Consider the following 24,377-nt stretch of genomic DNA (forward strand, 5'->3'; position numbering starts at 1 on the left):
CAAGGTACTACAAACTTACTTTACGCATTATAGCATAACTTCCTCACGACGAAAAGAACACCTCCTAGGAAAAATCTCCCAAGAGGTGTTCTACCTTTACAACCATTGTTCGCCAGCCGGCCAATCCTCAAGCTTCGGTGTGATTTCCATAGAGCGCATAGGGAGCTCCAAAGGTCTTAGATCTGCCGCCCGCGGTTTCCAGCGGCAACGCCGTTCCGGTTCCCCGCTTTCTTTATCCGGCGCATTGATGCAGGATAGCTGACAGCTGCCCAAATCACGGATCCACCCGTCAATCTGGTCAGCGATGACAGCCAATTGCGCCTCTGAAAATGCCTCATGCTTGCGACGAATGATTCCATTTCCTAGCGCATCCAGCTCCACCCGTCCTGTCACATCTTGCCAGGACGGCCCGAAGGCATAAAGTTCATTTTCTCCCAAAGGCCCAATCCGCTCAATCCATACCCGCATAGTATCGCCCCTTTCACAGTAAAAACCGTACAATTTATCGTTAATACTGTGGTATTAGACATTTAAGGGGCAATATCCTTCTTAGTCGGACAAAAACTTTCTCACGGCGGGGCCATTGAGATAGTGGCAAAGACGACCCTGATACTGGCCATTTGCTGCCATTGTATCCGTAATATTGTCACGAATCTTCCACCAGCCCGTATGCCAATTCGAAAACAGCGTATTCGTCTCAGGCGCCCGGCCGATGATGCGCTGAAGGACAATATGCGGTGACAAATACTCCAGGAACGTGATGACGCGCGCCTCGTATTCCTCGCGCGAAATAAGCGTAAGCTCCCCCGCTTCATACTGACGTGCCATCTCCGTACCCTTGACGATGTAAAGTGCATGCAGTTTGACCTGATCCACGCCAAGCGCTGATAAGATCTTGGCATCCTCCACCACATCGGTCATCGTATCCCACGGAAGATTCAAAATCAGATGCGCACACGACTGCAAGCCATGCGCCTTGATGCGAAGAATTGCATCGATAAACTCGCCCAAAGTATGTCCACGGTTGATTTTCTGCAGCGACCGATAGTTGACACTCTGCAAGCCCAGTTCCACGCAGATATCAACGCCAAGTTTATCCGCTTCCTCACGCAGCATCGCCAAATACTCATCGCTGACGCAGTCCGGCCGCGTCGCAATATAAATCGCCACGATGTCTTCACCAGCGCCTGCCTCCTGCACCCAGCTCCGCAACGTCTCCAGCGGTGCATAGGTATTGCTGAAATTCTGGAAATACGGAATGAATTTCTTCGCCTTGTACTTCGGGATGATATGTGCCTTATTGGCCGCAATCTGCGCGGTAATCGTCATATCTGCCGGCAGGTTCTCATAGCCGGCGCCAATCGATCCGCAGAATGTGCAGCCAGCACCGCCATTGCCACATTCGCCCATGCGATTCGGACACGTAACGGGGAGCGCCACCGGCAGCTTATAAACCTTTTCCCCATAACGTTTTTTCAAATAATCCGAAAACGTTTTATATATCTCATGTTCCATATTCGATTACTCCATTCATTTCCTGTACCTAAATTTCGGATACCCGAACTACATTTTTGACAATCACAGCCTTTTTGCTCGCTATCTTATATATTATCTTATATACTTTCTTATACACTATCTTGTGCATCAGTGCCAATCTCCAACTCAATCAACTGGCAGACCGGATCGTCTGCGGTGTAGTCAAACAGCAAAGCCGTCGGCTGACATGTCAATTTTTGACTTGTCAACATCATATTATAGGCAAAGACTTCGATATGGTATTTCTTATTGACCTCGCGCCAGTTGGTAAATTCGTAGCCCGGCAGATAGGTACGTACGCGGCTTGGGGCACCTTTCCAGAAATCTGCGGTGATGTCCTGATATTTCAGGCGATTCCAATCGAGGTTCTCGGGACGGATCTTGCCACCATCGGCGAGCAGGGCATCATAGCGCAGGAGATTGTCCAAGATCTCCGCCGGCAGGTCATACGCTGCCAACGCAAAATCCCGCAGATAGCCGTAGAGATTCTTCGTGCTATGGCCAATCTTATGGAAGCCCTTTTCTTCCCACCAATCGGTAAGTTTCTGCCAGAAGGCAAAGGCATCGCCCTGCTCGGCCTCGCGAATCAAATAATTAGCCGTCTGCCGGCAACGTCCCGCGTTATAATAGAGTTCAAAGACCATCTCAAAGCTATGGAACCAGCGAATCTCCCCATAACTCAGCGCATCGGTCACGAGCACTTCATAGGGCGCCATCGGCATATACTGATAGCCATAGGGCGTTACGAGATTCATCATCGACGCCCCCTTGAGGAATTTCAGGAAACCGAGCTGCAGCATGTCCGTCTGCAATTCGTAGACATCGTTAAAGGAACGATGGAACGATGCCATGCCCTCCCCCGGCAGACCGATGATGAGGTCGACATGCAGATGCATATTATGGAAGCTCATGATGCGCTGGATATGGGCCTTAATGTCCTCCCAGTGATTGACGCGCGAAACGGCTTTGAGCGTCTGCTCATTCGTCGACTGGATGCCGATTTCGAGCTGCACGCGGCCTTTCGGCAGCTGGCTCAGTACCGTCAGCACCTCTTCATCGAGATAGTCGATCGCCACCTCAAAATGGAAATTCGTGCGGCACGAGGCCGGCAGGGCCAAAAGATATTTTAAGATAGGCAGGAAATGCGCCTTCTTGGCATTGAACGTGCGGTCGACGAACTTGACCTGCCGCACGTCATGCTGGACGAAAAAGTCCAGTTCGGAAAAGACGCGCGCAAGTGGCAGATAGCGCACACCCGCCGTCGCGCAGGACAGACAGTAAGCACACGAAAACGGACAGCCGCGTGACGTCTCGTAGTAGAGAATGCGCTCGCGAATATCGGCCATCTCCTCCGCGCGATAGGCAAAGGGCACGGCGGCAAGATCGGCGACCGTCACATCATGGCCTTCATGGATTACGCCATCGGCGCCGCGCCAGGCAATGCCGCGGATTTCTGACGCGTCAAGCGCCGCATTGACTTTTGACCGGTCAAATTGACCAGTCAAAAGCTGACTTGTCAGCGCGCGGATTGACTCCTCGGCCTCGCCACGCATGACATAGTCGACCATCGGAAATTCCCGCATAAAGTCCGCCGTGCCATAGGAAACTTCCGGCCCGCCGCAGATGATGACCGTATCGGGAAGCGCGGCCGGCAGCAGCTTTAACAGCCGCTTTACGACCTCGATGTTCCAGATATAGCACGAAATCCCGAGCACCTTGGGCTGCTGCTCATAGATTTCGCCGAGCATAGCCAGCAGCTGATGGTTGATGGTAAGCTCCAAAATCCGCGAGCCTGGCACGGCTTCGCGCAAATAACGAATGGAAAGCGACGTATGCGAATACTTGGCATTGATGCCCAGCCATAGAATTTTTTCTGTCAAAACGATTCTCCTCACGATATGAATAACCCGTAACCATAATGTCTACTTATTCTACCACATTACGGTTGCGCTTGGTATGTGTTATAATAATTGAGAACAACTTTCTAATAGAGAGGACGATATTATGACAAGTCAAAATAAACTTCTCCGCCGTGAAGATATTCCCGAAACGGCAAAATGGCACCTTCATGATATTTTCGCCACGCGTGCGGACTGGCAAAAGGCCCGTGACGCCATTGCAGGCGAACTGCGCGAAATCCAGCAGTTTGCCGGAAAGCTTGCGGACCCCGAGCAGTTGCTCGCCTGCCTGACCGCAGTCGACACAATGGAGATCAGCCTCAGCGCCGTCTTTGCCTATGCGCGCATGCAGGCCGATACCGATACGGCCAACCAGGAATACCAGGCCGATACCGCCAGCTGTTTGCCGCTTCTTGACCAGGCATCGGCAGCCTGCGCCTTCATCGAGCCGGAGCTTCTAACCCTGCCCGAAGAAACACTGCACACCATGACCGAGAAATTGCCGGGGCTGAAAAAATACCAGTTCCGCTTCCACAATCTGCTGCGCAGCAAAAAGCACGTGCTGACCACGGAGCAGGAAGCCTTCCTTGCCCGTACCGGCGAGATTCGCGCAACCGCCCGCAACACCTACACGGTCATGACCAACGCCGACATGAAGTTTCCCGATACACTCGGCGAAGATGGCAAGCTAACGACGCTCTCCGAAAGCCGCTATATGCAGTTTATCCGCTCGAAAGACGGCAAAGTCCGCGCTGATGCGTTCCATAAGCTCTTCACCACCTATCTTTCCTACCGCAATACCTTTGCGAGCCTCTACAGCTCCTCGGTCAAGGCCAGCCAGTTCCTCAGCACCACGCGCCAATACCCTTCGATGCTCGAAGCCGCCCTCGATGCCGGCAATATTCCCGTAAGCGTCTACGAACAGACCATAAACGTCACCCATGAGTTCCTGCCCGAACTCCATCGCTACATGGAACTCAAGAAAAAACTCCTCGGCGTAAGTGAGCTCCATATGTATGACCTCTATGTGCCCGTCGTCGAAAAACCGAAAACGCCATACACCTACGAAGAGGCCCGCTCCCTCCTGAAAGAAGCCCTGGCACCGCTGGGCCAGCAATATCTCACCGATCTCTTTGCCGGCCTTGATGGCGGCTGGGTGGACCGCCTGGAAAACGAAGGCAAACGCAGCGGCGCCTACTCCTGGGGCGTCTATGGCGTGCACCCCTTCGTGCTCATGAGCTGGCACGATACCTACGATGCCGTCTCGACGCTGGCCCACGAGATGGGCCACAGCATGCACAGCTTCTACAGCGCCAAGAATCAGGAATACACGAACTCCGAATACACGATTTTCTGCGCTGAGGTCGCCTCCACCACCAACGAAAACCTGCTGCTCGAATACATGCTGAAGCATGCGGATGAAAAGGACCGCCTCTATTATCTAAACCTTTATCTCGAGCAGATTCGCACGACGGTCTTCCGTCAGGTGCTCTTTGCCGAGTTTGAAAAACTCACGCACGAAGCCGTCGAAGCAGGCGAGGCTTTGACCGCCAACAAGCTCGAAGGAATCTGGATGGACCTCAACCGCAAGTATTACGGCGAAGGCGTCGTGCTCGACGACGAGCTGCGCGCCGAGTGGTCGCGCATCCCGCACTTCTACCGTCCGTTCTACGTCTACCAGTACGCGACTGGCTATGCGGCCGCCATGACGCTCTCCGAGAAAGTCCGCACCCAGGGAGAATCCGCCCAGCAGGCTTATCTTGGCTTCCTGGCCAGCGGCGGCAGCGACTACTCCATCAAGCTGCTGCAAAACGCCGGCGTCGATATGACGAGCCGCGAGCCTTTTGCCATCACTTTCAAGAAATTCTCGCATTGTCTCGATCAGCTTGAAAAAATTATCAAATAATTCTCGCCTGTCAAGGTTTTCTACTTGCAACCTGCTAGAATTTATGCTAGAATACTTGTATTGTGTTGTTAGGGGTAACTATGCTCCTACGTTAAGGAGGTGTAACACATGGCAAGTGTTTGCGAAGTTTGTGCAAAGGGTCAGCTGTCTGGTAACAACGTCAGCCATTCCCACCTGAAGACGAAACGTGCTTGGAAACCGAACATCCAGCGTGTCCGCGCTGTTGTTGACGGCGAGGTCAAACGCGTCAACGTCTGCACGCGCTGCCTGCGTTCCGGTAAGGTTCAGCGTGCCCTCTAATTTGCGCATAATATCAAAAGCTGATATATCATAAAGAAAGCGAAAGAGCTCGTCTCTTTCGCTTTCTTTATTTTTTATAAAAAAGGCGTGATGCCCAAAGCCAATCAAATGCTTTGGGGCATCACACCTTCCAATACGCAGCGGCACATCACCGAAGCGCGATTGGGCACATTCATCTTCTTGCAGATAACATAGACGTGCTTCTTGACGGTGCTCTCTGCACTGTTCACGCGCTCACTGATCTGGCGATTCGACCAACCACGGCACAACAATCCTGCGATTTGAATTTCCCGTTCCGTCAGCCCAAACCGCTGTTTTAACACCATCCGGATTCGCTGATTCTCGTCATTCTGTGGATGAAACTGATATAAACGCTGGGCGACATGCGGCTCAATACAGCGAAGCTTCATCAGCTCTAAGTCCGTGAAATTCCCCATTTCTTTGGGACGCAGCAGCCCGAATTTTCCGAGCAGCAGATTGTTTTTTACCAGCCATAACTTGCAACTGTAATGCATACCAATCGGCTTCCGCACCTGCTGATAAAAATCCGAACTCTGCAGGAATTCTTCGCTTAACACATCGGTATCGCGGAACACCAACGACTCCTTGCGCCACTCCAGCGACCGGTAGGGATAGGATTTCCCTAAGCGGATCGCTTTGGCTGACATTTCCTCAAAACTCGGTGCGTCTGGGCTCCACTTGTAGCTAATGGGCTTCACATGACGTTTATCATCAGCTTCATTCAGCATGATAAAGGAAACACCACAAGCAAACGGGACCAAGCTTTCCAACGCTTCAAACACAGTCAGCCGATATTCATCTACGCTGGCCTCATAACACTTCAGCACAGCCATAGTCATCACGTGGCATTCATTTTCATCCAAATAAAGCATATCCCTTGCCTCTCTCATCTCTTTTTCTCACTTCATTATACCCTCATTATTCCCATTTTGCTATAACGAAAATCCTTGCATCCGTTCGGGTCATCCGTCCTCTTTCGTACAAATGAAAGAAGCGAGCCCCTCAAGGCTCGCCCCAAAAACATATAATCCCCTATACCAATCAGCTTCCCCAAGCCTCATAGCAACCATCGGAGAATCGTTCCTCAAACGTACCAGGAACCATTCATCCCTCATAATCCATTCCGACGGCTCCTCTATTATAATGAAACTTTTTCGGCTTTACAATTCATCGGTAGTAGGCGTAATTATTTTTCTACCACTTTAGTAGTATAAATTAGGCAAAATCTGCGAACTGATTCAGCTCCTGCCGAATCCGCCGCCAATCCGGACAATACACATCCATCCTTGCCTTGAAGGCCGGGCCGTGATTATGCACCCAGAGGTGCGTTAATTCATGCAGCATAACGTACTTTAGTGCCTCCGGCTTATACTTCGCCAGCTGCAGATTGAGCCAGACGCGAGCCTTCACGATATTGCAAGTCCCCCAGCGCGTCTTCATGTTGCGGATACGGCATTCGGCGGCTTTTTTGCCAACGATAGCTTCGCAGCGAGGCAAAAGCTTTGGAATCGCCTGTTCCAGCTGACGGCGGTAAAGCCCATTGACGATTTCGCGCCGCTGTTCCACCGTCGCATAGGCAGGAACCGTGAGGACAATCCGTGTATCCCTGCAAACCACCGAAGCCTGACGACCAGCCGAATCGCGCACCACGAGATCATAATAGACACCCCAAAGCGGAATTTTATCGCCCGTCTGATATTGACGGGTCAATTTTTGCGTCTCCGCCTTTTCCCGGATGGCCTGCTGTTTTTTTTCGACCCACGACCAGTGCTTACCCAAAAACTCGGTAATGCGTTCACGCTTCATGCGCATAGGCGCGGTTACCTCAATGCGGCCAGCAGGCTTTTGCACCCGCAGATACATGTTTTTGATTCGCTTGCGTTTAAGGTATATCACCTGTCCGGCAAACGGAAAGATTTCCTCGGTCATTACTTCCGGCGCTTTTCGGACTCGTCAAAGATTGCCTGCAGTTCCTCGCCCGAAAACTCGTATTTCTCATTGCAGAAATGGCAGCAGACTTCGGCATGACCATCGTCGACGAGCGTCTGCAAATCGTTTTTGCCCAGGCTCAAGAGCACCTCACTGATGCGCTCCTTCGAGCACTGGCATTTAAAGGCCAAGTCCGTCGTCGTCATGTAGTTGACATCAAAGCCCTGCAAAAGCTCAGCGATGATTCCTTTGGCATCGAGGCCGCGCTCGACCATATGCGAAACAGAGTTCACCGTGCGCAGATTGGCCTCAAGCTTATCGATGCATTCGTCGGTGGCATCGGGCAGCGGCTGGATGATGAAGCCGCCGGCTCCAATACACTTAAAGTCAGGATTTACGAGCACGCCCAGGCCAACACTCGACGGCGTCTGCTCGGAGACGTAGAGATACTTCGTGAGGTCATCGGCAATCTCGCCATCGGTGATTTCCGTGCTGCCCGTAATCGGGTTCTTGAGCCCCGTAAAGCGCGTAACCGACACCATGCCCTTGCCAACACCACCGCCCACATCGATCTTGCCGAGACTGTTGAGCGGCAGATTGACATGCGGCTCATCGATATAGCCACGCACAAAGCCCTCAGGCGTTGCATCCGCCGTGACTTTTCCGAGCGGGCCATCGCCATCGAATTTTATCGTCAGCGCTTCTTTGTTCTTGAGGTTGGCCGCCATCAACAGCGCCGCCGTCATCGTGCGGCCAAGAGCAGCCGCCGCTACCGGATAACAATCATGACGGCGGATTGCCTCATTGACAAGGTCCGTCGTGACTGCCGCATAGATGCGCACGCCCTCCGCCGTTGCTTTTACTAAATGGTCTTTCATTCTCTATATCCTTTCTAGAACCGAAATACAAGCGAAAAGCCTTCCCCAAAGGGGAAGACTTCGTATTTACATCGTATACTGCATCAATACTTCATCGGTATCGATATCGAAAATCCGAATCGTGCGATCTTCGAGCACCGCATAGGTGTTACGGCCATCTTCGCGCTTGGAGAGCGCCGCCGAGCCCGGATTCAAGAACACCGTCTGGCCACGCTTTTCGAGCACCGTTGTATGGATATGGCCGCTGATGAAGAGGTCGGCCTTCAGATGAGCTGCCATCTTGTCCTTTTCTTCATCGGTCATGACGCTGTCACCATGCGTCACGATAATGCGCAGTCCCTCATAAACCACATAGGCATAAGGTGCCTGCACGGGAAGTTCCAGACAGCTGGCATCGACAGACGAGTCGCAGTTGCCTTTGGCAATAACGACCGGCACCGGGCAGCTGTTGATTTTTGCTACGAGCCCTGCCGGATTGTAATCGGCCTTCATCGGGTTGCGCGGGCCATGATAGAGCACATCGCCCGCATGCAGGATCATATCCGCATCGTGGAACGCCTTATCAAAGGCCGTCTGCCAAGCACCCTCATGACCATGGGTGTCACTGATAATACCAATTTTCATCGTAAACAGCTTCTTTCCTAAACGCGATTAACCGATTTTCTTGAGCAGGTTTGCCATTTCCATAGCTGCCATAGCGCTGTCGACGCCCTTGTTGCCAGCCTTCGTGCCAGCGCGCTCGACAGCCTGCTCGATGTTCTCCGTCGTCACGACGCCGAAAATCGTCGGCACGCCCGTCTGCATGCCAACCTGCGCCGTTCCCTTGGACACCTCGTTGCAGACATAGTCGTAATGCGTCGTCGAACCACGGATAACAGCGCCCAGACAGATGACGGCATCGTATTTGCCACTTTCAGCCATCTTCTTGGCGACGACCGGAATCTCAAACGCGCCCGGAACCCAAGCAACGTCAATATCGTCATCCTTTGCCTCATGACGATGCAGCGTATCGAGCGCACCGCTCAACAGCTTGCTCGTGATGAACTCATTGAAACGGGCTACGACGATGCCGAATTTGAGCCCTTTGCCCGTAATAAAACCTTCCATTACATTTGCCATGATTTATTACCTCCTGTATTCCTCTTACTTCAACGTCTCTTCGTTCAAGAGATGCCCCATCTTCACTTTTTTGACCGTCAGATAGTTCTTGTCGAATTTATTGGCATGAATCATCAGCGGCACGCGCTCGGTAATCTTGAGGCCATAGCCTTCAAGGCCGGCACGCTTAGCCGGGTTGTTCGTCATCAGCCGGATGCTGGTAAGCCCCAGGTCCGCCAAAATCTGCGCACCAATGCCGTAATCGCGAAGATCCGGCGCAAAACCCAGCTCGACATTGGCCTCGACCGTATCGCGGCCCTTATCCTGCAGCGCATAAGCCCGCATCTTGTTCGCGAGGCCAATGCCGCGGCCTTCCTGGCGCATGTAGAGTACGACGCCCTCGCCAGCCTTTTCGATTTTCTCCAGCGCCGCATGGAGCTGATCGCCGCAATCGCAGCGCATCGAGCCCAAGGCATCGCCCGTCAGGCACTCGGAGTGAACGCGCACGAGCACGTCTTTCTTGCCCTTGACGTCGCCCTTGACGATGGCCAGATGACATTTGCCATCGAGCTTGCTCTCGTAGGACTTGATGCGGAAATGACCGAACTTGCTCGGGAAGTCAACATCAGCGACCTGCTCGACAAAGGACTCCGTGCGTTTGCGGTACTCGATGAGCGCCTGCACCGTAATCATATGCAAGCCATGCTCCTTGGCAAACTCGATGAGTTTCGGCGTACGCATCATGTGTCCATCGTCGTCCATGATTTCGCAGCAAAGGCCTGCGGGATAAAAACCAGCCAGCCGTGCCAAGTCCGTCGTCGTCTCCGTATGGCCGGCACGGCGCAGGACGCCGCCCTCGACCGCCCGCAGCGGGAACACATGGCCCGGACGGCGGAAATCTGACGGACGCGCCTTCGGATCGAGGAGCTTGCGAATCGTCAGGCAGCGTTCATAGGCCGAGATGCCCGTATCCGTCTCATGAGCGTCAATCGAAACCGTAAACGCCGTCTCATGGTTGTCGGTGTTGTTGACGACCATCTGGCCGATATTGAGCTCATCGAGACGCTTGCCGTCAATCGGCGTGCAGATGAGGCCCTTGGCATATTTAGCCATAAAGTTGACATCTTCGGGCGTAACCGTCGCTGCGGCGACGATGAGGTCGCCTTCGTTTTCGCGGTCCTCATCGTCGACGACCACTACCATTTTGCCATTCTTGATATCTTCAATGGCTTGCTCTACTGTTGCAAAATCTGCCATAATCTTTCTCCTTCATTCAAAAACCGTTCTCGAGCAAGAACGCCCGCGAAAGTCCGCCAGCGCTGGGCTGTGCTTGGCTGCCGCCCAGCATCTTTTCCACGTATTTGCCGAGCACATCGGTTTCAATATTAATCGTACTGCCCGCCTTCTTACTGCCAAGGTTCGTGACCTCGCGGGTATGCGGGATAAGGCTGACCGTAAAATCCTTATTCGTCACGGCTGCCACCGTCAAGCTGATGCCATCGAGGGCCACGGAGCCCTTCTCCACGACATAGCGCAGAAGTTCCGGCCCCGCCGCGATCTTCATCAGGATAGCGTTGCCTTCCTCTTGGAAGGCAACGATTTCCCCCGTGCCATCGATATGGCCGCTGACAATATGACCGCCCAAACGGCTGGCGAGCGTAAGCGCTCGCTCCAGATTCACAGGACTGCCTTTTTTAAGCTCCGCGAGCGACGTACGCCGCACAGTCTCGGGCATGACATCCGCCGTGAAATGGTTCTTGTCAAACGAGGTCACCGTAAGGCAGACGCCATTTACCGCGATGCTGTCGCCTAAGGCAACATCGCCGACCACCTTCTGGCAGTCAATGGCAAGCTTACCGCCGCCAAGCTGCCGGATATGGCCGACCTCTTCAATGATTCCCGTAAACAACGTCTCATCTCCTTACCACATAGCCCGTGAGCAAAATATCTCCATTCAGCGGCTCCGTCGTCACGCGCGTAAGCTCTACCGCATCCGAAAGCTTGGCAAAGCCCTCGCCCTCCACCGGCGTGAGCGCCTCGCGCCCGCCGATAAGTTTGGGCGCAATAAACGCCTGGACTTTGTCTACCAGACCTGCCTCAAGCAGGGAGAAATTCACGCGGCCGCCGCCCTCGACAAATACCGAGCAGATTTCCCGCTCGCCAAGTTTTGCCAAAAGCAGTTGCAAATCAACGTGTTCGCCACTGCCTGCCACCAGGATTTCGACGCCAGCTTCCTTCAGCGCCTGCACGCGCTCTTTGGGTGCCTGCTCCGTCACCGCCACGATCGTCGGTGCCGCACCGTCGGTCACGACCTTAGCCGTAAGCGGCGTGCGCGCCTTGCTGTCGACGATGATGCGGATGGCATTTTTGCCCGTACGGCCTGGAATCCGCGTCGTAAGGCTCGGATCGTCCTTCAGCACCGTGCCGATGCCAGCGAGAATGCCATCGTAGATATCACGCAGCTCATGGACGCGGCGCCGCGAAGTCTCGTTCGTAATCCACTGGGACTCGCCAGCCGCCGTTGCAATCTTGCCGTCAAGTGTCATCGCGGTCTTGAGCACCACAAAGGGCATCTTCGCCGTAATCCATTTGAGGAAGACCTCATTTAACGCGATAGCCTCCGCTTCGAGCACGCCACAGGTAACTTCAACGCCGGCATCTTCCAAAATCTTGATACCCTTGCCAGCCACCAGGGGGTTGGGGTCGCGCATCGCGATGACGACGCGGGCGATGCCCGCCTCGGCCACGGCCTTGGCACAAGGGCCTGTGCGGCCATAGTGGGCACAAGGCTCCAGCGTCACATAGAGCGTTGCGCCCTGGGCCAAATCGCCAGCCATGTTCAGCGCATGAACCTCTGCATGGGGCGTACCAGCCTTGCGATGCCAGCCGGCCGCTACGATGCGGCCATCGCGGACAATCACGGCCCCGACCAGCGGATTCGGCGAGGTGCGCCCCTCCGCATTGCGGGCCATCTGCAGCGCCACGCGCATAAAATCTTCATCCTGCAATCGTATCACCTCAGATTCCTTCATCTTAGGTTTGTGATTGAGACTTAAAAAGCCAGCGAAAAGATTCCTCTTCTCGCTGGCTTAGACTGCATGCAAAAACAACATGCCTTTTCTCGTCCCGACTATACGGTCGGCTCCGGAATCTCACCGGATCATGCTCCCAAGGGCTCGCGGGCTATACCGCCGGTGGGGAAATGCTCCCCGCCTCAAAGACAAATCTCATGTCCTATTATAGCACGCCTTTATCCTTTCTATCAATAGAATATCTCGGCCTTAGAATTTGAACTTCGCCGTCGCATCCTGCAGCTCCGTCGCCATATTGGCCAGCGACTGCGAAGCCGAGGCAATCTCCTCCGTCGAGGCCGACTGTTCTTCCGTTGCGGCCGAAATCGTCTGCGTATGGGCAGCCGTCTTGCTGCTGACCGCGTCGATTTCCTCCATCGTACCGACAATCGAGCTGGCGCCGTTGGAAACCTTATGCACGCGCAGGTTCATGGCCTCAACCTCATCTTTGATGTCATGGACTTTCGCGATAATGTGGCCAAACTGTTCGCCGACCTCGCGAATCGCATCGGTACCGAGCTTGATCTGCTCCGTGCTCGACTCCATCGAGCCAACGGCCTGGTTCGTGTCGCTCTGAATCGTCGTGATATGGCGCTTGATATCTTCGGCCGCCTCCTGAGATTCGGCCGCCAGTTTGCGAACTTCCTCAGCTACCACGGTAAAGCCGCGGCCCTGCTCGCCGGCCCGCGCCGCCTCGATGGCCGCATTGAGCGCCAAGAGATTCGTCTGCTCGGCAATCGCTGAAATCGTTTCGACAATCTTGCCAATCTGCTCGCTGTTCTTGCCGAGCTGGGCGACAATAGCTGCCGATTCCTGCGAAGCCTTTTCAATCTGGACCATCTTGTCCATGGCATCCTGCATGAGCTGGCTGCCCGCCGCAGCCGTCTCATTCGTCTCATTGGTACGCGCATTGACATGCTCCATGCCCTTGGCCACATCGTCGATATGGCCGACGACTTCCTCGACGACATTTTTGGCATTATCCACGCTGACGGCCTGATCGCTGACGCCCTGGGCCACATCGCCTACCGATACCGCTACACTATTAGCAGCCTCAGCCGACTGCTGTGCACTGGCCGTGAGCTCCTCCGAGGAGGCTGCCACCTGCTCCGCGGCCGAGCTCATCTTCTGGATGAGATTGCGGATATTCTTGTTCATGGTGTTAAAGGCCTGCGTGAGCTGACCGATTTCATCGGTACTTTCCACCGGCAGGTCGGCCATGCGCAGATTGCCATCAGCCAGCTGAACCGCATGCTCGTTGAGTCCCAAAATCGGACGCGTGATTTTCTGGGCAAAATACTGGCAGACAAACATCATCAGCGCAAAACCAACGAGCGTCAAAAGACCAAATACCCAACGCATATGCTTGAGCGCTGCAAATACAAAATCCTCCGGCACCGCAATGCCGATCAGCCATTCCGTCGAAGGCACCTTCGCATAGGCAAACACGATATCATTACCATCACTGCTCGTCGTAAAGTAACCGGATTCCTTCCCCTGCATTTCCTTGAAGTGCTCTCCAAAGCCATCGACCTCAGCAAAATTCTGCATAGGTTTGCCAAGGCCGGCCGTCGCGAGGATGTTGCCCGTCTTCTCTAAGATGATGCCCTGGCCTTCGCCATGGTACTCGATATTCTTTACCTGCTCATCGAGTGCATCAAGCGAAATATCGTTGCAGACCGCACCGATAAACTGCCCGTTGGCCTTAACCGGCGCAATGGCCGAGATGATGAGCTTATTCGTGATGGCATCGACATACGCATCGGTGAATTCCACCTTGTCGTCCTTCTTGGCCTGCTGATACCACGGACGTTGCGTCGGGTCTTTTTGACCGGTCAGATTGCCGCCCGTCGAGGAAGCGAAATACTTATCCTCCATGCCGAGCGTGACCCCCATGACATCGGCCTCCGACGATGCCGACTGCAGCGCGGCATTCGTCTGCATGCTGGCCTTGTCCCCATTATAGGCCGTCATGATATTGGCCGTATGCGCCGTTGACGACTGCTTCGCCATGAGCCAGCCATCCATATCGGACACCTCTTTGGCCACTACCGCCCGCAGTTCGTTATCGACGCTCTGCTCCAAATCCGCGCTTGCCAAAAAATACCCGGAGATGGACACTATCGCCATCAGCGCACCTACGATACCAGCCAACACGAAAAACTTTTGTCTAATTCCCATTTCTCTTGCTCCTTTTTGTAATAGTATTTATAAAAACAGTCTCCTTGGACCGTTTCTACCTGCTGTAACTAATGCTGTCATTTAGTTGCTTGATAAAAGTAAATGATCCCTTTACAACAAAATCCGAGTTGCGCGATCGCAACCCGGATTTAAATGCTCCTATGCTTAAGGCAAATTATCCGCATCGTAAGAAATTGTCCATCAGCAGCATGAGGCATCACGTTTCATTTACATCGTAACAAAACCGCCATAAATCCCACAGATGTTTTATTAAGATAAGATTATATCATACTGCAAAAATAAAAACAAGAAAACCTTTACTAGGAATATCGTATACATGCTTTAGACAAATGTATTTGTCAAGGGTTATTCGCCCCACACCTCCTGCGCAATCTCTTTAACCAGTGCCAGCTTTGCCCACTGCTGCGCTTCCGTCAGTTTATTGCCGATTTCACAGGAGGCAAATCCACACTGAGGACTTAGGCACAGCCGCTCCAAGGGGATATATTTCGCTGCCTCATGGATTCTGGCGATAACGGCTTCCTTATCTTCAAGCTCGGGCTTTTTCGTCGTGATAAGTCCGAGTACCACTTTTTTATCCGGCGATACCTTAGCCAGCGGTGCAAAGCCGCCAGACCGCTCATCGTCATACTCCAGATAGAGCGCATCGACCTTTTCCTCGGCAAAAACGTAATCCGCTACCGAATCATACGGGCCGCTGGTAAAGAAGGTCGAATGATAATTTCCGCGGCAAATATGCGAATTGATAACCATATCCGACGGTTTCGCTGCTAACGCCAGATTGTTCACCGCCAAGAGCTGCGCTTTGACATCCTCTAAATCCAGCCCCAGCGCCTGATAACGCTGCTGGGCAGCATCGCCCACCACAGCTCCCCAGGTACAGTCATCAAACTGCAGATTACGGCACCCCGCCTCGTAGAACTGACGGATGACCTGCTGATAGGCCTCCCCAATATCCTGGATAAGCGACTCGTTATCCGGATAAATTTTGCGCGTCGATTCGATATTCTGCGGAATGATAAACTGCTGAAACATCTGCGCCGGTGCCGGAATCGTATATTTTGCCACCGTCTGCTCATCCTCAAACGATTTGAGAAACTTGAAATACTCCACAAAAGGATGCTGTTTCGCGCGCACCTTGCCCACGAGCCAGGTATCTTCGAGCTCTGCAACCTCTCCGTTGAATTGGACTCCGCCACCAGCTTTATGCGCCACCCCTTCAAAGCCCCACATGAAATCCAAATGCCAGTATGACCGGCGGAACTCCCCATCGGTAATCACCGAAAAGCCTGCCGCCTTCTGTTTTGTCACCACCTGTGCCACCGCTTCATCCGTCACCGCATCAAGCTCCTGCTGACTGATTTTTCCCGCTTTGAACTGTGCCCGCGCCTGTTTTAATTTTTCCGGACGCAAAAAGCTCCCCACAAAATCGTAGCGGCATGGCGTCTGTATTTTATTCATAACAATCTTCCTTTCTTTCGTTCATATTCTTAACTCGCATATCCCTATCTTAAGGAATTCTTGAGATTCTGTACAATACGAAAAACTGTCAGAATGCCATAGTTATTTTCTATGGTCTATGTTATAATTACAGCAAAAACTTTTAACCAGGAGATCATCATGACACTCAAACAACTCCGCTACGCCGTCACTGTCGCCGAGACAGGAAACATCACCGAAGCCGCCAAAAAACTCTTCATCGCCCAGCCCAGCCTCACCGCTGCCATCCATTCCCTGGAAGAAGAATACGGCATCACCATCTTTTCTCGTTCGAATAAAGGCATTGAAGTGACCCCTGCCGGGGATGAACTATTAGGCTATGCCCGCCAGGTGTTAGAACAAGCCGACCTCATGCACGAGCGCTACACCGGCAAAGCGCCAATCCGTCAGCATTTTTGCATTTCCTCCCAGCATTATTCCTTCGTCGTCGAAGCCTTTGTCGAACTCATCCGCCAATTCCAAGGCAGCAAATACGAATTCCACATGCGGGAAACCCAGACCTATGAAATCATCGACGATGTCGCTCACATGCGCAGTGAGGCCGGTATCCTGTATCGCAACAAATTCAATCGTTCCATCATCACCAAAACACTAAAAGACAATCAGCTCACCTTTACGCCGCTCTTTACCGCCAGTCCACATGTCTTTGTCGGCAAAAACAGTCCGCTTGCGCAAAAAGACTGCGTCACCCTCGCCGACCTAAAACCATTTCCGCGGCTTTCCTACGAACAAGGCAGTCATAACTCCTTTTACTTTTCCGAGGAAATCCTAAGCACCGAAGACTGTGACAAAGAACTGATCGTCTGCGACCGCGCCACCCTGTTCAATATGGTAATCGGCCTCAACGGCTACACCATCTGCAGCGGCAGCATCAGCGAAGAGCTCAACGGTTCCAATATCGTAGCCCGGCCGCTAGCTGTCGATGACTATATGGAAATCGGCTATATCCTCCCCAAATCCACTCGTCCCTCCCGCCTCACCTGCGAATTCCTCGACATCCTGACGAATCTCACCGCCAAAATCAATCCCAACCGCCAATAAAAATGCGGACCAGGCCAAACATTGACCCGGTCCGCATTTTTCACGAAACGCTTCAGAAGTTATCCCCCTGAATCTCAAAATAAGTCTGGGGATGCTGGCATACCGGACAGAGCTTCGGCGCCTGCATGCCAACCACAATATGACCGCAATTGCGGCACTCCCATACCTTTACTTCCCCTTTCTTAAACACTTCGCCGTTTTTGACATTTTGCAGCAGCTTGCGATAGCGTTCTTCATGATGCTTTTCAATCTCGCCAACCATACGGAATTTCTTGGCAAGCTCGGGGAACCCTTCCTGTTCCGCCGTTTCCGCAAAACCTTTGTACATATCCGTCCACTCATAGTTTTCGCCATTAGCGGCATCTTCGAGATTTTCTTCCGTATTGCCGATTCCTTCCAATTCCCGGAGCCACATCTTCGCATGATAGGACTCATTGGCAGCTGTTTTCAAAAACAACTCGGCAATCTGCTCCGAACCATCTTTCTTTGCCACCGAAGCAAAAAAAGTATATTTATTGCGTGCCTGCGATTCTCCGGCAAAAGCCGCCTGCAGATTTTTCTCCGTCTGAGTTCCCGCGTATTTACTCATAGCAATATCCTCCTAACTCGTCACACTTCTGCTTTCCACAGGCCATGCAGATTGCAATAGGCATAAGCTGCCACTGCTTCATCTCCATCTGCCAGGTTGAACACAAACTCCGGCGCATCATCCGGAGTAAGATGTGCCATCTGTGCTCCCTGTTTCGTTTCCAGATGAATCCACTCAATGAAGTGTTCCGGCGTCATCGGATGCGTAACACTGCCCACCGACACCTTTACCGAATCTCCGGCTACCGTGATTACCGGCACATGTTTTTCCTGCGCCGCATCGGTGGTATTTGCCGTAAGCTCTGTCATCGCCTGACCGCAGCACGAAAGCTTTCCACCGCCTTCTTTCACTACACCGACAATATTGCCGCACAGCTTGCAAATAAAGAACCGTTTTGCCATAAAACCGCCTCCCGCCAAACTACAATACACATTAAGGCTTTCCACGGGTAAAGAGTCCGCAATATAGTTGCGTAAAATCTTTTTCCCGCTTTGTAATACTTCGACACTTTTCGGCCACTTCCTGCCAACACGAAAAATATCTATTGGTTATTTCAGCAAACCATTCTGATAAGCCAATAACAGCTTATAGAGATCGCTGATTTCCTCTTTGATTGCCCGACCTTCATCCGAATCCCCCACGGTAGTCCGATACGACTGTAGCTCCACGGTCTCCGAAACCGACTCGATGTCCCGATTTTCCCGCAGCGCCTCCCGGACATCGGGTATCTTCTGATGTTCCAGCAGCCTCAGGCCCCGTGAATTCGAAATCAACGTAAAACCAGAAATCCCCGTTTTCTTGTGATACGCCTTACAAAAACCGCCATCGATGATAATTGCTTTGCCACCAGCCTTCACCGGTGTCTCTCCCTTGCGTACCTTTACAGGGACATGTCCATTGATGATATGGCCGCGTTTGGGTTCCAAATGAAATTCCGCCAGGATTTTCTCACAGACTGACGCCTTATCGATATAGCGGTAATACGGATCGGACGGTTCCACCCAAGTGCTTTCATCCGCAATCATCGCCCGTTCAAACGTCTTAAACTCCCGTCCGGACACCGGCGATATACGGCCACACCACAGAAAATACATAAAGTCCTTCGCCGTCTCATCCCCATGAAGCCAGGCAGCGCGCGCCATTTTCTCGCAAAAATCAAACCACTGACGCCCCCTGTATTCCTGACCGCCATATCGAATGGTCCGCAAACTGCCATCTTCATTCATCGGTACACAACCATGAAACAGCAGATTGCCATTAAAACGGGTATAAATACTCCCCTTCTGATACAGATAATCCACATGCCGCTTGAGCATCAAGCTCTCCACAAAATACGATTTGAGATCAGCAACTACTTCCTGCTCTTTTTCCGTGAGCACATACGGATCGCTAGTATTCTCATCAATCGTCGGGAAATAGGCATTTTCCAATTCATACCGTTTGCCATCCCCCAGCGTAACCGCCGAAACCCGAAAATCAATCTTATCGAGAAGCAGCCGGCTCTCCATCTGAAAATCCGGATTGCGGCGGATGAGCTGGCCTTCGAGCTTGAACATGATGATAGTCATCGCCCGCTCCGCCGCCTTGATGGGATTTTCATCGGGATAGAGCCGCGAAGCAAACGTCGACAGCGAGCGCAAGCTGATGCCATACCCCCGCTCAAGCACATCGGTATTGTTGTAGCGAAGCGAATTGCGTACTACGCCAGCAATACAAACTTCACTGCCCAGCGCCGCCCCCATCCACAGAACATCATGATTGCCCCATTGGATATCAACCGACGGATATTCCATCAACAGGTTCAAGATCGCATCCGGCCGATTGCCACGGTCATAAAAATCCCCGACAATGTGCAGCCGATCCACCGCCAAACGCTTGATAAGCACCGTAAAGGCCTCGATAAAATCTGCCCCGCTGTCAATCTGAACAATGGTGCTCAGCAACCGATTATAATAGACACGCTGCGCGCTATCCACCGCCGGATGGGTATTCATCAATTCAAAGATTACCGAAGCATAGCGGTCCGGAATAAATCCATTTACCCGAGACGCCGGATACTTATAACTCATGACCTGCGACAGTTCCAGTAATTGTGCCAAATTGCGCCGATACCATGCCGGTGTATTTTGATGCAACGCCGTGACCTGCTCCAGCTTTTCTTTCGGATAATAAATCAGCGTACAGAACTCCGCCTTCTCCTCCGGCGTAAGCCGATCGCCAAAAACATAATCCACTTTCTCATGAATAATCCCCGAGCAATTGTTTAAAATATGAAAAAACGATTCGTACTCGCCATGTAAATCACTCATAAAATGCTCGCTGCCCTTAGGAAGCGACAACCGTGACTGAAGATACACAAGTTTCTCGTAGACGGCCTGCTTATTGGGATATTTCTCCGCCAGCAGCCGCAGCAGCTTGTTGGCCTTTCCGTTGTTCAAGGTTTTCTCCGCTATCTCCTGCATCCTAAAACTCCCCTCATACATTTTCGGCAAAAATATCTATCCCTTAATTCGCCTGCCTCGATAAAAACTCCTGCCTTTACCAATCGAAAATCCCACTACCAACACACCGAATCCCTTGACCGACCGCCTCACCACACAGTTTTTTTACGCATGTATACATGCACATAATATAGAATTTATGTTCCTACTATGATAGAATATATGTGTGGAGAATATATGTTTAGTTAATCTTTCGTTGCATATTGCAGAGAAATTCATCATTCTTTATAATATAAGAGAGGAGTATCTGCCATGTCTGCTTATCGTCGTGAGATTAAACCTTGGGAAGAACTTACCATCATCGATGACTACATGTTTAAACTCGTCATGCGCCACAAGCGATTCTGCAAACGGCTCATCGAAAAAATTCTCAACATCAAAATCCGAGACATCAACTATCTAGAAGAAGAAAAATCGTTAAAGCTGAAATACGACAGCAAAGGCATACGTCTCGATGTTTACGTTGAGGGTGATGAAACGATTTATGATATCGAGATGCAAGTACGCGATTACGGCGACCAAGAACTTGCCCAGCGTACCAGATACTACCAGTCCATGATTGATGTTGATTCCTTAGCCAGGGGGGCTTTGTACAAGGAGCTTCGCTCCTCCATTATCATCTTTCTTTGTCCCTTTGAACTCTTCGACCGGAACCGTCACATCTATACATTCCGCAATATCTGCATCGAAGATAAAAACCTTGAACTGAACGACGGTGCCACCAAGATATTTCTCAGCAGTAAAGGTACTGCCAACGACATCTCTCCAGATGTACGTGCATTCCTTGACTATATGAATGGACTACCTGCAGCTAATGATTTCACAAAAGAAATCGATGCCTGCATCACTGAAACAAAAACCAACCACGAGGAAAGGGTGAGTTATATGACCTACGAAATGAAAATGCGTGAAGCCCATGATGATGGCCGCGCCGAGGGCCGCGCCGAGGGTCGCGCCGAAGGAGAACGAAATGCTGATCTTCGTACCGCTAAACGAATGTTAGCAAAGAACAAATCCATTGAGGAAATCATCGAACTCGTCAATCTCTCGCGTGAAGAAGTCGAAGAACTTTCTCTGCATTCCAAATAATCCATAGAAGCGGAATTCGTCAAATACTCTCAACACCCTAAAGCACGAATACACGTAAGCGCTAAATCATCCGAAGTTATCAATAATGGAAAGAGCCTGACCACGGTATAGATGGTCAAGCTCTTTTTATTTGCAATTCTACTGAACTTCTTCACTCCAAGGGGGAAAATTTCCCAGTAATTCAGGATTTGTCCTTTTCATTCAGCACCTAAACTGGCGTTTCGTCTGCATAGATTACCGGCTACTACAAAAGCTCTGCTTGCGGCAATATTCCGCGGTAATAATCCCGCTATTCTGTGGGAAAAGGATGATGCGGCTACAATCGGAACTCCCACTACCAACACACCGAATCCCCTTGACCGACCTCCTCATCACTCAGCCATTTAAGCATGTATACATGCACATAATATAGAATTTATGTTCTCACTATGATAGAATATATGTGTGGAGAATATATGTTTTAAAGTTGCTATATCTCTGTATCTTGCAGAGATATTCATCATTCTTTATAATATAAGAAAGGAAGGATACCCATGAAGCAGAGTCATGTACCTACCGTGCGTTCCTATGACCCCACCAACGATTTACTGTTCAAATTTGTCTTTGGGCGAGAAGAGCGCAAAAATATCACCTTGCAACTCATAAATGATATTCTCGGTCGTGACGGTAATGACGCATTTGTCGATCTGCAATTCCACAATACGGAGCTCTCTCCCGACAAACAGACCGAAAAACTTGGCCGACTTGATATCTTCGGCATTCTAAACGACGGCAGCCGTATCGATATCGAAATGCAGGTTGTCAATCGTCGCAATATGGAAAAACGTACGCTTTTCTATTGGTCACATATGTATCTACACTTTGACTCTCTCCACACCGGTGACGATTACGGCACATTGAAACCTGCCATCTCCATCAACATCCTGCGCTACAGTTTTCTACCTCAGGATAATCCACATGCCGCCTACATTCTATACAATCCAGAGACACATCATCGCCTAACCAGCGATCTTGAAATTCACTTTCTCGAAATACCAAAATACAAGGACAAACCCATCCAATCTATGGATCGCATCGAAAAATGGCTGGCTTTTTTCGCCAATAAACTCGATGAAAACCAAAAGGAGGAACTTGCAATGAAGAATACCGCTATCAAAGATGCCATGCAAGCATCTGACCGCTATATCATGGATGATGATGCCTACCGAGAATATATTGCCCGCGAATCTGCCATCTGGGATTATAATAGCGACCTCAAAGCAAATCTTGCCGAAGGCTTTAAACAAGGCCACGAAGAAGGTATCAAACAGGGATTAAAACAGGGCATTCAAGAGGGTATCCAACAAGGAATCCAACAAGGTCTCCAGCAGGGTATCCAGCAGGGTATCCAGCAGGGCTTAGCTGAAGGAGAACGAACCGCCCAAGAGACCATTGCTATTGACATGTTACGTGATAACATGGACATCAACAAAATCATGAAGTACACCAGTCTATCTGCCGAGCAAATAGCCGACCTCGCCAAAAAACTATAAAAATCCGCCCCATAATGAAAAAAGGGAACCACTGCTCACAACGTGGTTCCCTTTTTCATTATTTTTTTCGTCCACTAGCAGAACGCTCTTCACCAGCCATCTCGCCAAGTGCATATTCACAGCACTGCTGCACCAGATTATTGACCGACACGTTCTGAGACTTCGCCACCTCCGTGAGACGCTCTACCAAATCCACCGGCAAACGAAACGTCTTATTGGTCATCTCAGAATTCTTTTTTACCACAAACATATAATCACCCTATTACACTGAAAAAATCACAATACCACCGAGCAAATTTTCCTAGCCCTTCCGCGATTGTCGTCTTAGGCCTAAAATCAAAATCTCGCTCCAATTCACTGACATCGGCATAAGTCTGATACACATCACCAGGCTGCATAGGAAGATATTCCTTCGCCGCCGTTTTTCCCAAGGCTTTTTCCAACATCTCAATAAAATCCATCAACTTCACTGGACTGTTGTTGCCAATATTGTAAATTTTATACTGATCGCCATCCTTATTAGCTTTCGGCGGATTACATAGCATATGCTCAATGCCCGCGACAATATCATCCACATAGGTGAAATCCCGCAGCATATCGCCATTGTTGTAAATCTTGATGGGTTTACCCTCGCGAATCAGATTAGCAAATTTAAAATAGGCCATATCGGGGCGTCCATACGGCCCGTACACCGTAAAGAACCGCAATCCCGTTGCCGGAATGTTATATAGATGACTGTATGTGTAGGCCATCAACTCATTGGATTTTTTCGTTGCCGCATAGAGGCTGATGGGATGATCCACATTATCTGTGGTGCTAAAAGGCGTCTTCTCCTGATTACCGTACACCGAGGAACTAGATGCAAACAACAGATGCTCCACCGGATTGTGGCGACAAGCTTCCAATATATTGAAGAACCCAATCACATTGGAATCAATATAGCTGCGCGGATGGTCAATGCTATACCGCACACCAGCCTGTTCCCCTAGATTCACCACAATATCCGGCTTTGACTTGTCAAATAATGCCTGAACATTTGACTCATCCGCCAAATCGCCTTTAATAAACTCATACAGCGGATACTGCTGCAAAATCTCCAGTCGACTTTCCTTCAACGAAACATCATAGTAATCGTTACAATTATCAAACCCCACTACTTCTGCACCAAGCTCCAGCAATCGTTTTGACAAGTGGAAACCGATAAAACCAACTCCGCCAGTCACCAATACTTTCTTGCTATTATCAAACTCTTTGTATTTTGCCAATTTATTCACCTCATCCGAGCG

General features: G+C 51.0%; 23 protein-coding genes and 1 riboswitch. Of the genes, 5 read left to right on the plus strand and 18 right to left on the minus strand.

Annotated features, from left to right (window positions below):
• Positions 1–96 precede the first annotated feature (96 nt).
• From T504_RS0104130 to T504_RS0104140, 3 genes are all read right to left on the minus strand, one after another.
• Positions 97–468: a hypothetical protein gene (locus tag T504_RS0104130; protein ID WP_033169798.1), complete on the minus strand. Its 372-nt coding sequence runs from the start codon at positions 466–468 to the stop codon at positions 97–99.
• Between the two features lie 81 nt (positions 469–549).
• Entirely contained in the window at positions 550–1,515 is a 966-nt protein-coding gene (locus tag T504_RS0104135; protein ID WP_033169799.1) for a tRNA modification radical SAM protein MnmL/YtqA, read from the minus strand.
• Between the two features lie 110 nt (positions 1,516–1,625).
• A complete protein-coding gene (locus T504_RS0104140) occupies positions 1,626–3,416 on the minus strand; it encodes a B12-binding domain-containing radical SAM protein (RefSeq protein WP_033169800.1) in 1,791 nt (596 codons plus the stop codon).
• Between the two features lie 124 nt (positions 3,417–3,540).
• On the opposite strand from T504_RS0104140, the gene pepF reads away from it, so the two are divergent.
• Positions 3,541–5,340 carry an oligoendopeptidase F gene (gene pepF, locus T504_RS0104145; protein ID WP_033169801.1) on the plus strand — a complete coding sequence of 600 codons (1,800 nt, stop codon included), beginning with the start codon at positions 3,541–3,543 and terminating at the stop codon, positions 5,338–5,340.
• A gap of 108 nt (positions 5,341–5,448) precedes the next feature.
• Positions 5,449–5,640, plus strand: a complete 192-nt coding sequence (rpmB, locus tag T504_RS0104150) for a 50S ribosomal protein L28 (protein ID WP_033169802.1) — start codon at positions 5,449–5,451, stop codon at positions 5,638–5,640.
• Between the two features lie 104 nt (positions 5,641–5,744).
• Here the strand turns inward: rpmB and T504_RS0104155 are convergent, their stop codons facing one another.
• The 10 genes from T504_RS0104155 to T504_RS0104200 all read right to left on the minus strand — a co-directional run bounded on the left by T504_RS0104155 (position 5,745) and on the right by T504_RS0104200 (position 16,300).
• On the minus strand, positions 5,745–6,533 hold the full coding sequence (locus tag T504_RS0104155) for a helix-turn-helix transcriptional regulator (protein WP_033169803.1): 789 nt from the start codon (positions 6,531–6,533) through the stop codon (positions 5,745–5,747).
• Positions 6,534–6,876: 343 nt separating this feature from the next.
• On the minus strand, positions 6,877–7,590 hold the full coding sequence (locus T504_RS0104160) for a M48 family metallopeptidase (RefSeq protein ID WP_033169804.1): 714 nt from the start codon (positions 7,588–7,590) through the stop codon (positions 6,877–6,879).
• Positions 7,590–8,468, minus strand: coding sequence for an Hsp33 family molecular chaperone HslO (gene hslO, locus T504_RS0104165; RefSeq protein WP_033169805.1), 879 nt, complete (start codon positions 8,466–8,468; stop codon positions 7,590–7,592). The genes T504_RS0104160 and hslO overlap by 1 nt, the downstream gene beginning before the upstream one ends.
• Before the next feature lie 66 nt (positions 8,469–8,534).
• Positions 8,535–9,092, minus strand: a complete 558-nt coding sequence (gene yfcE, locus T504_RS0104170) for a phosphodiesterase (protein WP_033169806.1) — start codon at positions 9,090–9,092, stop codon at positions 8,535–8,537.
• A 27-nt stretch (positions 9,093–9,119) separates the two neighbouring features.
• Positions 9,120–9,587, minus strand: coding sequence for a 6,7-dimethyl-8-ribityllumazine synthase (gene ribE, locus T504_RS0104175; protein ID WP_033169807.1), 468 nt, complete (start codon positions 9,585–9,587; stop codon positions 9,120–9,122).
• A 24-nt stretch (positions 9,588–9,611) separates the two neighbouring features.
• Positions 9,612–10,823, minus strand: coding sequence for a bifunctional 3,4-dihydroxy-2-butanone-4-phosphate synthase/GTP cyclohydrolase II (locus T504_RS0104180; protein WP_033169808.1), 1,212 nt, complete (start codon positions 10,821–10,823; stop codon positions 9,612–9,614).
• Between the two features lie 16 nt (positions 10,824–10,839).
• On the minus strand, positions 10,840–11,475 hold the full coding sequence (locus T504_RS0104185; RefSeq protein WP_033169809.1) for a riboflavin synthase: 636 nt from the start codon (positions 11,473–11,475) through the stop codon (positions 10,840–10,842).
• Between the two features lie 4 nt (positions 11,476–11,479).
• On the minus strand, positions 11,480–12,574 hold the full coding sequence (gene ribD / locus T504_RS0104190; protein WP_369793611.1) for a bifunctional diaminohydroxyphosphoribosylaminopyrimidine deaminase/5-amino-6-(5-phosphoribosylamino)uracil reductase RibD: 1,095 nt from the start codon (positions 12,572–12,574) through the stop codon (positions 11,480–11,482).
• Positions 12,575–12,675: 101 nt separating this feature from the next.
• A riboswitch (FMN riboswitch) is annotated at positions 12,676–12,792 on the minus strand.
• Positions 12,793–12,847: 55 nt separating this feature from the next.
• Positions 12,848–14,818, minus strand: coding sequence for a methyl-accepting chemotaxis protein (locus T504_RS0104195; protein WP_033169811.1), 1,971 nt, complete (start codon positions 14,816–14,818; stop codon positions 12,848–12,850).
• A 366-nt stretch (positions 14,819–15,184) separates the two neighbouring features.
• Positions 15,185–16,300 carry a 5-methyltetrahydropteroyltriglutamate--homocysteine S-methyltransferase gene (locus tag T504_RS0104200; protein ID WP_033169812.1) on the minus strand — a complete coding sequence of 372 codons (1,116 nt, stop codon included), beginning with the start codon at positions 16,298–16,300 and terminating at the stop codon, positions 15,185–15,187.
• A 159-nt stretch (positions 16,301–16,459) separates the two neighbouring features.
• On the opposite strand from T504_RS0104200, the gene T504_RS0104205 reads away from it, so the two are divergent.
• Positions 16,460–17,380 carry a LysR family transcriptional regulator gene (locus T504_RS0104205; protein ID WP_033169813.1) on the plus strand — a complete coding sequence of 307 codons (921 nt, stop codon included), beginning with the start codon at positions 16,460–16,462 and terminating at the stop codon, positions 17,378–17,380.
• A gap of 52 nt (positions 17,381–17,432) precedes the next feature.
• Here T504_RS0104205 and rbr read toward each other — a convergent pair whose 3' ends face one another.
• The 3 genes from rbr to T504_RS0104220 form a co-directional block, all read right to left on the minus strand.
• Positions 17,433–17,969 (minus strand): rubrerythrin, encoded by a 537-nt coding sequence (rbr, locus tag T504_RS0104210; RefSeq protein ID WP_033169814.1) that lies wholly within the window; start codon positions 17,967–17,969, stop codon positions 17,433–17,435.
• 20 nt (positions 17,970–17,989) lie between these two features.
• Positions 17,990–18,370 (minus strand): desulfoferrodoxin family protein, encoded by a 381-nt coding sequence (locus T504_RS0104215; RefSeq protein ID WP_033169815.1) that lies wholly within the window; start codon positions 18,368–18,370, stop codon positions 17,990–17,992.
• 147 nt (positions 18,371–18,517) lie between these two features.
• Positions 18,518–20,431 carry a fructose-bisphosphatase class III gene (locus tag T504_RS0104220; RefSeq protein ID WP_033169816.1) on the minus strand — a complete coding sequence of 638 codons (1,914 nt, stop codon included), beginning with the start codon at positions 20,429–20,431 and terminating at the stop codon, positions 18,518–18,520.
• A gap of 291 nt (positions 20,432–20,722) precedes the next feature.
• On the opposite strand from T504_RS0104220, the gene T504_RS0104225 reads away from it, so the two are divergent.
• Positions 20,723–21,559 (plus strand): Rpn family recombination-promoting nuclease/putative transposase, encoded by an 837-nt coding sequence (locus tag T504_RS0104225; RefSeq protein ID WP_033169817.1) that lies wholly within the window; start codon positions 20,723–20,725, stop codon positions 21,557–21,559.
• Between the two features lie 533 nt (positions 21,560–22,092).
• Positions 22,093–23,091: an Rpn family recombination-promoting nuclease/putative transposase gene (locus tag T504_RS0104230; protein WP_051635196.1), complete on the plus strand. Its 999-nt coding sequence runs from the start codon at positions 22,093–22,095 to the stop codon at positions 23,089–23,091.
• 58 nt (positions 23,092–23,149) lie between these two features.
• Here the strand turns inward: T504_RS0104230 and T504_RS0104235 are convergent, their stop codons facing one another.
• Together T504_RS0104235 and T504_RS0104240 are read right to left on the minus strand one after the other, a co-directional pair.
• Positions 23,150–23,341 carry a type II toxin-antitoxin system HicB family antitoxin gene (locus T504_RS0104235; RefSeq protein ID WP_033169818.1) on the minus strand — a complete coding sequence of 64 codons (192 nt, stop codon included), beginning with the start codon at positions 23,339–23,341 and terminating at the stop codon, positions 23,150–23,152.
• A 4-nt stretch (positions 23,342–23,345) separates the two neighbouring features.
• Positions 23,346–24,365 carry an NAD-dependent epimerase gene (locus T504_RS0104240; protein WP_369793610.1) on the minus strand — a complete coding sequence of 340 codons (1,020 nt, stop codon included), beginning with the start codon at positions 24,363–24,365 and terminating at the stop codon, positions 23,346–23,348.
• Positions 24,366–24,377: the final 12 nt, after the last annotated feature.

The organism is Selenomonas sp. ND2010, assembly GCF_000702005.1.
In the GTDB taxonomy this organism is placed as follows: domain Bacteria; phylum Bacillota; class Negativicutes; order Selenomonadales; family Selenomonadaceae; genus Selenomonas_A.